The following is a 14,474-nucleotide window of genomic DNA, read 5'->3' as shown; positions in this document are numbered from 1 at the left end:
TATATTTTAATCAACATATACATGTTTGGTTTCAATAGGATTTAAAAAAGTTTCTAATATTTCAATATTGTAGTTTTCTGAATCGTAGGCAAACTTTATCCATCCATAAAATTTTTTATCACCAAAATTCATTCTAATAATATAGTAATCTTCTTTATTATTGCTTAGAAAATTTTTATTTGTTAAATTATTGCCTAAAAAGTAATTGTAGTTTTGATAAGGAGCATCAAACTCATAAAAAACATCCAACGCATCTTTAACATCATTGTTATATTGTCTTTTATTTTCAGAATTAAAAGGAGCTTCGTAAATAACAGTGTAAGGTCCATTTCTAATAATAGGCGATAAAATTAAATTTTCATCTTCGTTGGTAGAAATTAATTTGATAGTGTAAGAATTAAATTGAGGTGTGTTCCCAATATCTCTTTTTGCTTCGGCTACCATTTTATAATCAATACTACCATTTTTATCCATGTCAATATCAATGGGTAGTTTTCCATTAAAATAATCATCAAAAAAAGAAAAATTTGTATTTTCTGTGATTTTGTCACTTTCTGTAAAATCTAACCAAAATTTTCTAGAAAATAATTGTTTGTTATGAGGGTCCTTATATACTAAAAGACCAGAAAACTGTTTGTCTTTTTCCCAAGCATGATTGTAAAATTCTAAAACGTCCATTTCTGTAACCGCAGAAACATCATCATCATTTCCATTATAAAATTTAAAAGCACGTTCTATTTTTGGGCACTCAGAAGTTTTATCGAAAATAAAATTATATTGTTCGCTTTCTCCACTACTACCAATAGGAATTGTAAAATTAATGTGTATAGAGGTTTCAGTGTAGGTTCCTTTCCAAACAATAGAGTTTTCGCCATTTTCAACAACAATAGTATCACCTTTTGTTATTGAGGTTGCTGTATTATTACAAATAATTTTCCCATTTTCATCAATTTTAAAAGGAGGTATTTCTTCTTTTTTTGATTCACATGAAAAAATGCTGAAAAAAATCAAAAGGGTAAATATGTTTCTAGTAAGGGTCATAATTTTTACAAAATTAAAAGATTAAAATTAAGTTGATAAACTTTTTCTGTTAAACCTTGTTTAAATAAAATTTGAAATACTATAAATTACGTAAAATATAATTCACTTTAAAAAACTTGTCATCAATATGTAAAAGATAAAGAACCAAACTTATTATCTTTGTAGCATACATATAAATATTAAAAGATGAAATTTTTTATTGACACAGCAAATTTAGAGCAAATAAAAGAGGCGCAAGCTTTAGGAATTTTAGATGGTGTAACCACAAACCCATCTTTAATGGCAAAAGAAGGCATTACTGGGCAAACCAATATCATTAATCATTATAAAGCAATTTGCGAGTTGGTAGAAGGAGATGTTTCTGCAGAAGTTATTGCTACAGATTTTGATGGAATGGTTAAAGAAGGGGAAGCTTTGGCTGCTTTAAACCCGCAAATCGTGGTAAAATTACCAATGATTAAAGACGGAATTAAAGCGTGTAAATACTTTTCATCTAAAGGTATTAAAACAAATGTAACGTTAGTTTTTTCTGCTGGGCAAGCTTTATTGGCAGCAAAAGCAGGAGCAACCTATGTTTCGCCATTTATTGGTAGATTAGATGATATTTCTACAGATGGTTTAAATTTGATATCAGAAATTCGTCATATTTATAACAATTACGGATTCGAAACTCAAATTTTAGCAGCTTCAGTGCGTCATACAATGCACATTATCGATTGCGCAAAATTAGGATCTGATGTTATGACTGGGCCTTTAAGCGCTATTGAAGGGCTTTTAAAGCACCCTTTAACAGATATTGGTTTGGCGAAGTTTTTAGAGGATTATAAAAAAGGAAACTAAAAAAAGTTATTAGTTATTGGTTATTCGTATTTAGTCAAAACTAATAATAATGATTTGGAGCTATTTCCTGCTTTCCACTATATCTTTTTGCTGAAAAAGCAAAAAGGATGTCGTTTCAATCAGGGCTAAACTTGTTTGCTAATTAATAGCATCATCAAAATTACAGGAACTCCAAATTCGCAAAAGTTTGGAGTTTTTAGTTAAAAAAATAAAAATTAGAAATAAAACATTTCTGAATGAAACAAACAGAAAAGCAAACTTTATCCAGCAATAGTTTTTCCCAGAAGCCTGCATTGAGCGCAGACGAAATGGGGAAATTAAAAGGGGCTTTTCCACAAAAAGAGTTAGCCCAACAAGTAATTGCAGCTTGTCATCAATTTAACATTGCTACAGTTGTAATTTCTCCAGGATCAAGAAATGCGCCACTTACCATTGGGTTTTCTAATCATCCAGCAATAGAAACGTTGAGTATTGTAGATGAAAGATGTGCTGCTTTTTTTGCGTTGGGAATTGCACAGCAAACCCAAAAACCAGTGGCAATTTTATGTACTTCTGGTTCAGCGTTGTTAAATTATTATCCTGCAATTGCAGAAGCTTTTTACAGTAATATTCCTTTGGTGGTAATTTCTGCAGACAGACCAAAACACTTAATCGATATTGGTGATGGACAAACCATCAGACAAGAAAATGTGTTTGAAAATCATATTTTATTTTCGGCAAACTTAATTGAAAGCGAAAAGTATAAAACCAGAAATGCTCAGTTAATAGGAGAAGCCTTACAAATTTCGGTTTCTCAACAAGGTCCAGTGCATATAAATGTGCCTTTTGATGAGCCTTTGTACGAAACTGTTGGTGAGTTAGCACACTTTAATTTTCCACATATTTCTTTAAGTTCTTTAGATAATTCTCATATTAATTATAGCAGTTTAGCAGACATTTGGAACAAGGCCAATAAAAAAATGTTGGTTGTTGGTGTAAATTATCCAGATGCAGCACTCCATAAATTAATGGATTTGTATTCAGAAGATGATTCTGTTATTTTATTAACGGAAACAACCTCTAACTTGCATCATGAAAAAGCCATTAATGCCATAGATCAATTAATTTTTTCTTTAGAAGATGAAGAGTTTAGAGAATTGCAACCAGATATTCTCATCACTTTTGGTGGTATGATTGTTTCCAAGAGAATCAAGAAATTTCTAAGAAGCTATCAACCAAAACATCATTGGAATATCGATGAGAAAAAAGCCATGAATACTTTTTTCTGTTTAACAGAATTTATCCAAACAAAACCCGTCGATTTTTTCTCGAAGTTTAATAAAATTATTTCAAAAAAAGAAAGCGATTATCAGCCAAAATGGTTAGCCATTAGAGACCGAAGAAGAGAAAAACATGCTGAATATTTATCACAAATAAAACATTCAGATTTAAAAGTATATGAGCAAATTATAGCAAGTGTTCCAGAAAATTGCCAAGTACAATCTAGCAACAGTGCTGTAATTAGATATGTACAAATGTTTAGCGTAAAAGATAGCATTAGTATTTTTTGTAATAGAGGTACAAGTGGTATTGATGGAAGTACAAGTACAGCAATTGGAGCCGCTTTTGCATCAACAAAACAAACCATTTTTATTACTGGCGATCTAAGTTTTTTCTACGATGCAAATGCACTTTGGAATAAAAATATTCCTGCTAATTTTAGAATTATTTTAGTGAATAATTCTGGTGGAGGAATTTTTAAAATTATTCCTGGACCAGGAACAACAAATGCAGCCAAGTATTTTGAAACTCCACATTGTTTAACAGCAGAACATTTGTGTAAAATGCACCAATTTGAATATCAACAAGCATTTTCTACTGAAACTGTAAAAAAAGAATTGATAGGTTTTTATGAAACATCAGAAAAACCAAAAATTTTAGAGATATTTACACCGAGTTTAGAAAACGACTCAGTTTTAAAAGACTATTTTAAATATATAAAATAATGGATTTACACGAAGAAGAAAACGAGCATCAAGAGTTTGAAAATAATGAGCAAGAAGATTCTCAACAATTCGAATATGATTTTAAAGAAGGAGATAAAGTAAGTTTAGTGATTGAAAACGAAACAGCTTTAGGATACACAGTTTGCATTAACGACGAATTTGATGGTTTGCTTTTTAGAAGCGAAGTTTTTCAGGAGTTAGAAGAAAATATGGAAGTTGTTGGGTACATCAAAAACATCAGAGAAGATGGTAAAATTGATGTTTCTTTGCGTCCTCAAGGTTTTAGAAATGTTATAGATGCAGATGTTGATAAAGTTTTAAACAAATTAAAAGATAGTAGAGAAGGTTTTTTATTATTGACAGATAAAAGCTCTCCAGATGCAATTCGTTTTCATATGAAAATGAGTAAAAAAGCGTTTAAAAAAGCAGTTGGTAATTTGTACAAACAAAAGCTAATTGTGATCAAAGAAGACAGAATTGAATTGGTAAAATAGCTATGAAAAAAATAGTATTTCTTTGTTTTGTATTGTTTTCGATTACTGTAAAAGCTCAGTTTACAGAATCTTTAGCTTCTGACAGACCAGGACAAGCGTTGTCTGTAAATACGGTTGGTAAAAATGTTTTTCAAAACCAAACAGGAATAGATTTTTTTGAAAATAATTCTCTTTATGTACCAAGTTCTTTTTTTAGGTTTGGACTTTCAGAAAAATTAGAACTAAATTCTGGGTTCATTTTATCAGGAGAAAACTTTGCAAGCGATTTAGCATCTTTTACAATAGGAGCAAGATATTTATTAAGCAATGTAGATAGCAATTCAAAATCTAGCTTACAACTATCTTATGATTTTGGTGCAGATGCTAAAAACACACAATTAACCTATATTTTTGGAAGCTCTTTTACGGATAAACTTTCGTATACTGCCAATTTGGGAATCAATGTAAATGATGATTTTAATACAAATAATGCATTGTATGTATTTAATATGGCTTATAGTCTAAATACTAAAATGGGTGTTTTTGTAGAAACTTTCGGAACATTTTTAAACAATACAGATCAAATTAATTTTGATGCTGGGTACTATTATTTAATCAATACTAATTTTCAGCTAGATGCTTTAATTGGTGAAAATGATGGACTTTTTGTTGGTGCTGGTTTTACTTGGAGAGTTCCTTTCAATAAAAAATAATTACACATTTAATTTTTATAATGTTTCTTGATTTTTTAGGTTTAACCATTAACCATTAACCATTAACCATTAACCATTAACCATTAACCATTAACCATTAACCATTAACCATTAACCATTAACCATTAACCATTAACCATTAACCATTAACCATTAACCATTAACCATTGTTTTTTTTACTACAAACACAAAACCGCAAACATTTTTCCCCTTTGGGGAATTAAAGGGGCCTTACTGTCCTCCCAATCTTAATATATTCTCGTAAAAAGCATCCGAATTAGGATCAGCAGGATCCATTTTTCCATAACCTATTTTGTATTGTTTTAATGCTTTTTTAAACATTTTTCCAGATTCATAATATCTACCAATATAATAATCACCTAAATGAGATGTTGGATATAATTTTAAAATCATCTTGCCAAAATCTCTTAATTTGTCGCCATTTTCTTTTTCGATGATAATTTTTTCAATTGCAAAAATATCTCTTTCTCTAATTCCTAAATTTGTGCCAAACAAAAATTCTATTTCTAAATATTTATTTTCTACATAGTAAATGGCATCACTTGGTGCCAAATCTTTTACTTTTTCATTAAATTCTTCATCAGAAATTGGTGAATAAATTTCAAAAATCTTAGTCATTGCTCTTGGAATTGCTTCACTTGCAGCAGAAATAGAACTAGAGGTTGTAATTACATCGTTTATGATATTAAAATTTTTAATTTCCACACTACTTAATGCTGTCTGAATTTGCTCAATTTTTTGCTGTTTATCAGTTGAAAAAGAGGTTGAATTATTGGTGTAAAAATAAAAAGTATTGTCCTTTTTGCTAAATTTATCTAAATTATAAGATTGTAATTCACCACCAATAAAATCAGAAAAACTAGGATTTATACAAATAAAAGAATTGATAAAAGCAGCATCTTCTCTCAAAAAATGAGAAATTAAGTTTGCAGAGTATCCTTCACCAAACAAAGAAATAAAAGGCGATGTTCTATAGTTGCTTTCCATATAAAAAATAACTTCGTCTCTTAAAAACTCGTAAAAATTACTGGCTGTAGTTGTTAATTGACCCGTATTTCTATTGAAAGAAATATCTTGTCCTTTTGTATCTTCCATAGAAATACCCACTACAATTTGTTTGGGAGCTTTGTCTTTTTTGGCAAATAACACTGAATTGCCTACATAAATATCAAAGAGCAATTCCTCCTCTAAAACAATTGTCAAAGGATAATTTTTAATACTATCTTTTTCATATCCTTCAGGAATATAAATTTTAATATTTCTTGTGGTTTCTAAAATGTCAGATTCTAAAGAATGTTGAATTGTTTTTTGAGAAAATCCTACACAAGAAAAAAGTATAAATAATAATGAGAGTGTTTTCTGAATCATAGCTTAGATTGTTTATTTTTGCTGATAATAGCTTTTTTCTTAATTAACAACGTCTAAAATACAAAAATATGATACAACCCGAATGGAAAACTGTTAAAGAATACGAAGATATTACGTATAAAAAATGCAATGGAGTTGCAAGAATAGCTTTTAACAGACCCAATGTTAGAAATGCTTTTAGACCAAAAACTACCAAAGAATTGTATGATGCTTTTTATGATGCAGGAGAAGATGTGAATATTGGGGTGGTTTTATTATCTGCTGAAGGCCCAAGTACAAAAGATGGCATTTATTCTTTTTGTTCTGGAGGAGATCAAAAAGCAAGAGGTCATCAAGGATATGTGGGTGAAGATGGGTATCATCGATTGAATATTTTAGAAGTTCAAAGGTTGATACGTTTTATGCCAAAAGCAGTAATTGCAGTGGTTCCTGGTTGGGCAGTTGGTGGTGGACATTCTTTACACGTTGTTTGCGATTTAACATTAGCAAGTAAAGAAAACGCTATTTTTAAACAAACAGATGCAGATGTAACTTCTTTTGATGGTGGTTATGGATCTGCATATTTGGCAAAAATGGTTGGACAAAAAAGAGCCAGAGAAATTTTCTTTTTAGGAAGAAATTATTCTGCACAAGAAGCGTACGAAATGGGCATGGTAAATGCTGTAATTCCTCATGAAGAATTAGAAAGTACAGCTTATGGATGGGCACAAGAAATTTTAGAGAAAAGTCCGACGTCTATAAAAATGCTAAAATTCGCCATGAATTTAACAGATGATGGTATGGTTGGGCAACAAGTTTTTGCTGGTGAAGCAACAAGATTGGCTTACATGACAGACGAAGCAAAAGAAGGAAGAGATGCGTTTTTGGAAAAAAGAAAACCAAATTTTCCTAAAAAATGGATACCATAATCCTCTTTTAATTTCCCCAAAGGGGAAAACATTCTTGAGGATACAGAAAGCAAAACACAATATTAATAACATAACAGTTTCTTCCCTTTGGGAAGATTAAGATGGGAATGAAATCACAACTAGTAACTTTTTTAATAAAATGTCCAGATCAAAAAGGATTGGTAGCAAAAATTACCAGTTTTTTTTATGAAAAAGGATTCAATATTTTAAGTTGTCAGCAATATGTAAACTCTATTGAAAACACCTATTTTATGCGAGTTCGTTTAAATGCAGAAGGCACAAATATTTCTAAAAACGAGTTAGAAAAAAGTTTTTTAGAGTTGGCAGAACCTCTAAAATTTGATTGGTCTGTAAATTATGGTGATAAAAAACAAAATGTTGCATTAATGGTTTCACATACAAGTCATAATTTATATGATTTGTTAGAGCGCTTTAAAGAAGGAAGTTTAAATGGTAATGTAAAAATGATTATCAGTAATCACGATAAATTAAGGCACATTGCAGAAATGTTTGATGTTCCTTTTTATCATTTACCAGTTATAAAAGAAACAAAAACAAATCAAGAAGCACAGGTTATTAATTTGCTAGATTCCAATAATATTGATTTGGTTGTAATGGCTAGATATATGCAAATTTTGTCATCAGAATTTATCAATCATTATCCAGAGAAAATTATCAATATTCATCATTCTTTTTTACCTGCTTTTCAAGGAGCAAATCCATATAAAAAAGCCTATGAAAGAGGCGTGAAGTTAATAGGAGCAACTGCACATTATGCCACTGAAGATTTAGATGAAGGTCCAATTATAGAGCAAGATGTAAAGCCAGTTTCGCACGAAAGTACACCAACTACTTTAAAACGAATTGGTGCAGATATAGAAAAGTTAGTCTTGGCAAGAGCTATAAAATGTCATTTAAACAACCAAATAATTGTTTCTGGAAATAGAGCTATTGTATTCCCAGAAGCTGGGGAGTAGCCCTTTTAATTTCCCCAAAGGGGAAAACAATCTTGTGGATATAAAATGAAAATAAACATAATACTAATATAATAGTTTCTTCCCTTTGGGAAGATTAAGATGGGAATGAAAATAATTTGTATTGGGCGCAATTACGCAAAACATATTGAGGAATTAGCAAACGAAAAACCAGAAAACCCTGTTGTTTTTCTAAAACCAGATTCTGCAATTTTACCGAGGAAAAATCCATTTTTTATTCCACCTTTTTCTGATGATGTGCATTATGAAGTAGAGGTGTTGATAAAAATAAATAAAGTTGGTAAACATATTGATGCCAAGTTTGCGCATAAATATTATGACGAAATTGGTTTGGGAATCGATTTTACAGCAAGAGATGTACAACAACAGTGCAAAGAAAAAGGTTTGCCTTGGGAAAAAGCAAAAGCTTTTGATGGCAGTGCAGTTGTTGGCGAATTTTATCCAAAGGATAACTTTGATTTAGACAATTTAAAATTCCAATTGTTTAAGAATGATGAACTGGTACAAGATGGAAACACAAATGCAATGTTGTGGAAAACTGACGAGTTGATTGCTTATGTATCTCAATATTTCACCTTAAAAAAAGGAGATATCATTTTTACAGGAACTCCTGCAGGTGTTGGTAAAGTTGTAGAAAACGACAATTTAAAAGGAATCATTGAAGGCAAAGAAGCATTTAATATAAGAGTAAAGTAAAAAACTAGAACTGAATTGAATCCAATATCAATTATTTTTTGTCTTTTTGTAATTAGAATGTTTTTCAGCTTAGCGAAAAAATATAATAAATATTTATTTTTATATTCAATATTGGGGTTATTGTCTTTTTTATTAAGCTATTATTTTTTATATGTGATTTCAGTATCTCTTTTTTCATTTGCTTTTGATAAGTTATCTTTTTCGAATGAAATTGTTATGGGATGTTTCATAATACCTCTTGCTTTACTAATATCTGGAATTTATTATAAATTCTTAGAAAGAAAATTTAAAAAATTAATTAAAGATTCTAAAATCAGTGATATTGGGAAAGTATAAAAATAAAATTTAAAAATTGAAAAACTATGTTAGGATTAATATTACTGTATTGGATTGGAAAATATTTCTACAAATTAGCAGAGGAATATGATAAAAGCAAATGGGTTTTTGCAATTTTGGGCATAGTAGTTTATTATGTTGGAAGTCTTTTATTTGGAGTAATTATTCTATTTTTAATTGATGCTTTTTCTAACGAGTATTCTGATGATTCTATAAGCGATTTTTTATTAGGTGTAATAGCTATGCCTTTTGGTCTTTTAACATGTTACTTCTTGTATAATTATTTAAAAAAGACTTGGCAAAAAGAAATACCAAACACAAATAAGTTAATTGACGAAATAGGAAAACCTTCAGACCAAATAAGTACTTAATTTTAGTGATTACACAGTACTAAATTATTTAATATTAGAATAAAAAGATTTGATAAATTTTACAATACAAATAATTGCATCCATATTTATTGGTGGTTGTTTTACATATTTGGCTAAAAGATTTCATAAAAACAAAATCTTTTATTTTTGTGTGGGATTTTTCACATCTTTAGCAATTCGATTTTTGTACCTTTTAATTTATGGATTTATTACTGATTTCGAAATTCACCAAGATTTTCAAGACAATAGAAATTTATCAATTTTATTAAGTGTTATTATTCCATATATACTTTTCGTTTTTTTGCGAAAAAGATTACAAAAAAACAATACAGATTATCAAGATATAAATGATATAGGTAAAGAATGAAAGCAGAAATTATAACTATTGGAGACGAAATTTTAATCGGGCAAATCGTAGATACAAACTCACAGTGGATAGGAACAGAATTAAATAAAATTGGAGTTTCTGTGTATCAGATTTCTTCTATTCAAGATGATAAGCAACATATTTTAAATGCGCTAGAAGAGGCACAACAAAGAGTAGATATTGTGATTATTACTGGAGGTTTAGGACCCACAAAAGACGATATTACAAAACACACAATTGCTGAGTATTTTAATGACACCTTAGTATTAAATGAAGAAGTTGTGCATCATATTAAAACCTTATTTGCAAAATATAACATTCCTTTTGGCGAGCTAAATAGATTGCAGGGAATGATTCCTACAAAAGCAACCTATTTAAAAAATGAATATGGCACAGCTCCAGGTATGTGGTTTAATGAAAATAATACTGTTTTTGTTTCATTACCAGGAGTTCCTGAAGAAATGAAAGGTTTAATGAAAAATGAAGTTTTACCAAAAATAAGGAAAGAGTTTCAATTGCCATTTATTATCCATAAAACTTTGATTACTTATGGACAAGGAGAAAGTGTGGTTGCAGAAAGAATTGAGGATTTTGAAAATAATTTGCCAGCTTTTGTAAAGTTAGCGTATTTGCCCAATTTTGGCAGAGTTCGTTTGCGTTTATCAGCCAAAGGAAACAATAAAAAGTTATTAGAAGATACACTTCAAGAACAAATTGATGAACTGTATCAACTAATTCCAGACATCATTTCTGGTTTTGACGAGGGAGGAAAAATAGAAGACAAAATTGGCATCTTTTTAAAAAAAGAAGGAAAAACAATTTGTACAGCAGAAAGTTTAACTGGAGGAAAAATTGCAGCAACATTAGTTTCGGTTGCAGGTTCATCAGCCTATTATAAAGGAAGCATTATTCCATATTCTGCAGAAACAAAAATTAATTTGTTGGGAGTTTCAGTAAAAACCATCAAAAAACACTCTGTAGTTAGCAAAGAAGTAGCTATAGAAATGGCAAAAGGAGCTAAAGAAAAATTGAAAACAGATTATGCAATTGCAGTTACAGGAAATGCTGGACCATCAACAGACGATACAGATAAAAGTGTTGGAGTTGTATTTATAGCCATAGCAACAGATTTTGATGTTTTTGTAGAAGAATTTAACTTTGGGAAACCAAGAGGAAGAGTTATCGATAAAACTGTAAATAAGTCTTTAGAGTTATTATTAAAAGAAATATTAAAAAATTAATAAATTTGTTTTGTTCAGAATTAGATTTATTTGTAGATTTGCACCTCGTTTAGAGATAACACTAAAATAACTGTAAGAAGATGTCTAGAGTTTGTGAATTAACAGGGAAAAAAGCAATGGTTGGAAACAATGTTTCTAAAGCATTAAATAGAACAAAAAGAACATTTGACGCTAATTTAATGACCAAGCGTTTTTATATTCCAGAAGAAGATAAATGGATTACTTTAAAAGTATCTGCATCTGCTTTAAAAAACATTAATAAATTAGGAGTTTCTGCAGTAATTAAAGAAGCTAGAGCAAACGGATTTTTAACTAAATAAGTTTAAGCTCATAAAATCATATACAGATGGCAAAAAAAGGAAACAGAGTTCAGGTAATCTTAGAATGTACAGAGCATAAAGCTTCTGGAGAAAGAGGTACTTCTAGATATATTACTACTAAGAACAAAAAGAACACTCCAGATAGAATGGAAATTAAAAAATTCAATCCTATCTTAAAGAAAATGACTGTTCATAAAGAAATTAAATAATTATACTATCTAGAACTCAATTAGTTGAGCACATAGATTTTAAAACATTCATACAATGGCAAAAAAGACAGTAGCATCTTTACAGACTTCTTCTAAAAGATTAAGTAAAGCAATAAAAATGGTAAAATCTCCAAAATCTGGAGCTTATACATTTGTAGAAACTATTATAGATCCTGCAAACGTAGATGCATTTTTAGCAGACAAATAAGACAAAAATCTTACAAAATATACAAACTACTTTCTAAATTTAGGAAGTAGTTTTTTTTGTGCCTTATAATTGCGTATTTTTGGGCGTTCCCTAAAGGTCGGGCTTTACACTATATCTTTTTTGAGAAAAACAAAAAAGGATGTCGTTTCAATCCCTAACGCAGGCAACTTTAATGACAATTTGACCAAACCTAACTATTGGCACGTTTTTTAACGTATTGCTTTATAGTATAAAAATAAAAAAATGAGTTTTTTCAAAAATATATTTTCGAAAGAAAAAAAGGAAACATTAGATAAAGGTTTAGAGAAATCTAAAGAAAGTTTTTTTGGTAAATTATCAAAAGCTGTTGCAGGAAAATCGAAAGTAGATGACGATGTTTTAGATAATTTAGAAGAGGTTTTAGTAGCATCTGATGTTGGTGTCAACACAACTTTAAAAATTATCACAAGAATCGAAGAGCGAGTTGCTAAAGATAAATATGTTGGTACAGATGAGTTAAACACTATTCTTCGCGAAGAAATTGCTGGTTTATTATCAGAAACGAATAAAGGAAATGCCACTGAATTTACAATTCCGACGTTACCAAAAACAGCGGAAGGTAAAAAAACGCCTTATGTTTTAATGGTTGTTGGCGTAAATGGTGTTGGTAAAACAACTACAATTGGTAAGTTAGCTAGTCAGTTTAAAAAACAAGGATTTAAAGTTGTTTTAGGAGCAGCAGATACGTTTAGAGCAGCAGCAATAGATCAATTACAAGTTTGGGCAGACAGAACAGGTGTGCCAATTATTCGACAAGAAATGGGTTCTGATCCAGCTTCTGTTGCTTTTGATACGTTAACATCAGCAGTAAAACAAGATGCAGATGTTGTAATTATAGATACAGCTGGTCGTTTACACAATAAGGTTAATTTAATGAATGAGTTGACTAAAATTAAACGCGTAATGCAAAAAGTTGTGGCGAATTCTCCTCACGATGTTTTACTAGTTTTAGATGGTTCTACAGGTCAGAATGCTTTTGAACAAGCAAAACAATTTACGTTAGCAACCGAAGTTACTTCTTTGGCAGTTACAAAATTAGATGGAACAGCAAAAGGTGGTGTTGTGATTGGTATTTCAGATCAATTTAAAATTCCTGTAAAATATATTGGAGTAGGAGAAGGTATAGACGATTTACAGGTGTTTAATAAAGTTGAGTTTGTAGATAGTTTTTTTAAGTAGTGAAGATTTCGATAAATTCTATATTTACAAAATGCTAATTATTAAAAGTAAAATTTTAATCAATCAAAGCATTAATTCTTATCCATAAATCATTATTAAAAGAAGATAAAGCAAAATTATCATCATTTGCAGCTTCTCCCATTCTTACAATTACCAAATCTTTACTGGGTACAATATAAATTTTTTGGTCATTTTTACCCAAAGCACAAAACATATCTTTTGGAGCATTAGGAATTAATTGTCCCATAAATTCATTTTGCGATTGTGGTAAATGATAACTTTCTTTGCCATTTAGCCACCATAAATATCCATATGATTTATTGATGTTTTGAGAAGTTGAAGTAGCTTCTGTAATAAAATTTTCTGATACAATTTGTGTGTCTTCCCATTTTCCTTTGGCAGCAATTAGCAATCCAAAACGAGCCATACTTCTGCTATTACTCCAATAAACATTTAAATCTCCTATATTTCTCCAAACCCCATTCATTCCTATTTTATTTTTTAGTTTATCATTAAAATAGGTTGTAAAATCTGTTTTTGCAGCGTTTGCAATTACATCTTGCATTTTAGCATACACATTATGGTAAGCCCATCTTTCATTAGCATCAGCAACATATTTTAAATTTTGAGGAGAAATATTCTCACCTAAACTATCATCTAAACCAGAAGTCATAGATAATAGATTTTTACAAGTAATTAGGTTTTCTTTTGCTAATGAAATACTTGTCCAATTTTCGCCTAAATAATTTGAAACTTTTTGATCGATATTTATGAAACTTTCATCTTGTGCAATTCCAGCTAAAGTTGAGGTTAGTGTTTTGCCTGCACTTGCCCAATACCAAAGAGAAGATGAAGTATGATGATCAAAATATTTTTCAATAACAATTTTACCTCTGTGTAAAATGATAAAACTTTTGGTGTTTTTTTCTTCTAGAAAATTGAATAAAGGAGTTAGCTTATCTTCATTCCAATTTAATTCAGAAACTGCTTTAGTTTCCCAAACATCAGCATTTATTTTAGGAAAATAAATTTCGTTAGCAGAAGAATCAATTACACTATTTTTTATTTCATCATCTTTAGAACAGAAAATGAATAATAAAGAAAAACCGATTGTTAAAATACCATTTTTAATAAAGTTCATAAAAAAACAGATTTGTAATAAGA

17 protein-coding genes are annotated in these 14,474 nt (G+C 29.8%); 14 read left to right on the top strand and 3 right to left on the bottom strand.

Going from position 1 to position 14,474, the window contains the following annotated elements; genetic code table 11:
• Nucleotides 1-6 precede the first annotated feature (6 nt).
• Nucleotides 7-1,011, bottom strand: coding sequence for a hypothetical protein (locus P161_RS0100410; protein WP_155810397.1), 1,005 nt, complete (start codon nucleotides 1,009-1,011; stop codon nucleotides 7-9).
• A 216-nt stretch (nucleotides 1,012-1,227) separates the two neighbouring features.
• On the opposite strand from P161_RS0100410, the gene fsa reads away from it, so the two are divergent.
• The 4 genes from fsa to P161_RS0100390 all read left to right on the top strand — a co-directional run bounded on the left by fsa (nucleotide 1,228) and on the right by P161_RS0100390 (nucleotide 5,052).
• Nucleotides 1,228-1,881, top strand: a complete 654-nt coding sequence (gene fsa / locus P161_RS0100405; RefSeq protein ID WP_026775129.1) for a fructose-6-phosphate aldolase — start codon at nucleotides 1,228-1,230, stop codon at nucleotides 1,879-1,881.
• Nucleotides 1,882-2,117: 236 nt separating this feature from the next.
• Nucleotides 2,118-3,866 (top strand): 2-succinyl-5-enolpyruvyl-6-hydroxy-3-cyclohexene-1-carboxylic-acid synthase, encoded by a 1,749-nt coding sequence (gene menD / locus P161_RS0100400; protein WP_197026311.1) that lies wholly within the window; start codon nucleotides 2,118-2,120, stop codon nucleotides 3,864-3,866.
• Nucleotides 3,866-4,360: a hypothetical protein gene (locus tag P161_RS0100395; protein WP_051605622.1), complete on the top strand. Its 495-nt coding sequence runs from the start codon at nucleotides 3,866-3,868 to the stop codon at nucleotides 4,358-4,360. Before menD ends, P161_RS0100395 begins: the two co-directional genes overlap by 1 nt.
• Before the next feature lie 2 nt (nucleotides 4,361-4,362).
• Nucleotides 4,363-5,052: a hypothetical protein gene (locus P161_RS0100390; RefSeq protein WP_155810395.1), complete on the top strand. Its 690-nt coding sequence runs from the start codon at nucleotides 4,363-4,365 to the stop codon at nucleotides 5,050-5,052.
• Nucleotides 5,053-5,283: 231 nt separating this feature from the next.
• Here the strand turns inward: P161_RS0100390 and P161_RS0100385 are convergent, their stop codons facing one another.
• On the bottom strand, nucleotides 5,284-6,441 hold the full coding sequence (locus P161_RS0100385; RefSeq protein WP_026775125.1) for a hypothetical protein: 1,158 nt from the start codon (nucleotides 6,439-6,441) through the stop codon (nucleotides 5,284-5,286).
• A gap of 68 nt (nucleotides 6,442-6,509) precedes the next feature.
• On the opposite strand from P161_RS0100385, the gene P161_RS0100380 reads away from it, so the two are divergent.
• The 10 genes from P161_RS0100380 (at nucleotide 6,510) to ftsY (ending at nucleotide 13,310) form a co-directional block, all read left to right on the top strand.
• Entirely contained in the window at nucleotides 6,510-7,349 is an 840-nt protein-coding gene (locus P161_RS0100380; RefSeq protein WP_026775124.1) for a 1,4-dihydroxy-2-naphthoyl-CoA synthase, read from the top strand.
• 107 nt (nucleotides 7,350-7,456) lie between these two features.
• Nucleotides 7,457-8,326 (top strand): formyltetrahydrofolate deformylase, encoded by an 870-nt coding sequence (gene purU / locus P161_RS0100375; RefSeq protein ID WP_026775123.1) that lies wholly within the window; start codon nucleotides 7,457-7,459, stop codon nucleotides 8,324-8,326.
• 105 nt (nucleotides 8,327-8,431) lie between these two features.
• Nucleotides 8,432-9,040 (top strand): fumarylacetoacetate hydrolase family protein, encoded by a 609-nt coding sequence (locus tag P161_RS0100370; protein ID WP_026775122.1) that lies wholly within the window; start codon nucleotides 8,432-8,434, stop codon nucleotides 9,038-9,040.
• A 15-nt stretch (nucleotides 9,041-9,055) separates the two neighbouring features.
• Nucleotides 9,056-9,376, top strand: a complete 321-nt coding sequence (locus tag P161_RS0100365; RefSeq protein WP_155810393.1) for a hypothetical protein — start codon at nucleotides 9,056-9,058, stop codon at nucleotides 9,374-9,376.
• A gap of 26 nt (nucleotides 9,377-9,402) precedes the next feature.
• Nucleotides 9,403-9,747: a hypothetical protein gene (locus P161_RS0100360; protein ID WP_026775120.1), complete on the top strand. Its 345-nt coding sequence runs from the start codon at nucleotides 9,403-9,405 to the stop codon at nucleotides 9,745-9,747.
• A 363-nt stretch (nucleotides 9,748-10,110) separates the two neighbouring features.
• On the top strand, nucleotides 10,111-11,355 hold the full coding sequence (locus tag P161_RS0100350) for a competence/damage-inducible protein A (protein ID WP_026775118.1): 1,245 nt from the start codon (nucleotides 10,111-10,113) through the stop codon (nucleotides 11,353-11,355).
• Between the two features lie 80 nt (nucleotides 11,356-11,435).
• Complete coding sequence (rpmB, locus tag P161_RS0100345; RefSeq protein WP_026775117.1) at nucleotides 11,436-11,675, top strand: 50S ribosomal protein L28; 240 nt, start codon at nucleotides 11,436-11,438, stop codon at nucleotides 11,673-11,675.
• Nucleotides 11,676-11,701: 26 nt separating this feature from the next.
• Entirely contained in the window at nucleotides 11,702-11,884 is a 183-nt protein-coding gene (gene rpmG, locus P161_RS0100340) for a 50S ribosomal protein L33 (RefSeq protein WP_026775116.1), read from the top strand.
• 55 nt (nucleotides 11,885-11,939) lie between these two features.
• A complete protein-coding gene (locus P161_RS19260) occupies nucleotides 11,940-12,092 on the top strand; it encodes a DUF4295 domain-containing protein (protein ID WP_081816952.1) in 153 nt (50 codons plus the stop codon).
• Between the two features lie 243 nt (nucleotides 12,093-12,335).
• Entirely contained in the window at nucleotides 12,336-13,310 is a 975-nt protein-coding gene (gene ftsY, locus P161_RS0100330) for a signal recognition particle-docking protein FtsY (protein WP_026775115.1), read from the top strand.
• Nucleotides 13,311-13,365: 55 nt separating this feature from the next.
• On the opposite strand, the gene P161_RS0100325 is transcribed toward ftsY, so the two are convergent.
• Nucleotides 13,366-14,442 carry a serine hydrolase gene (locus P161_RS0100325; protein ID WP_026775114.1) on the bottom strand — a complete coding sequence of 359 codons (1,077 nt, stop codon included), beginning with the start codon at nucleotides 14,440-14,442 and terminating at the stop codon, nucleotides 13,366-13,368.
• Nucleotides 14,443-14,474: the final 32 nt, after the last annotated feature.

Origin of the sequence: Polaribacter sp. Hel_I_88 (genome assembly GCF_000687935.1) — a bacterium.
Classification (GTDB): Bacteria; Bacteroidota; Bacteroidia; order Flavobacteriales; family Flavobacteriaceae; genus Polaribacter.
The sequence above is the reverse complement of the archived record's forward strand: the minus strand, read 5'-3'. Positions and strand labels throughout refer to the sequence as shown.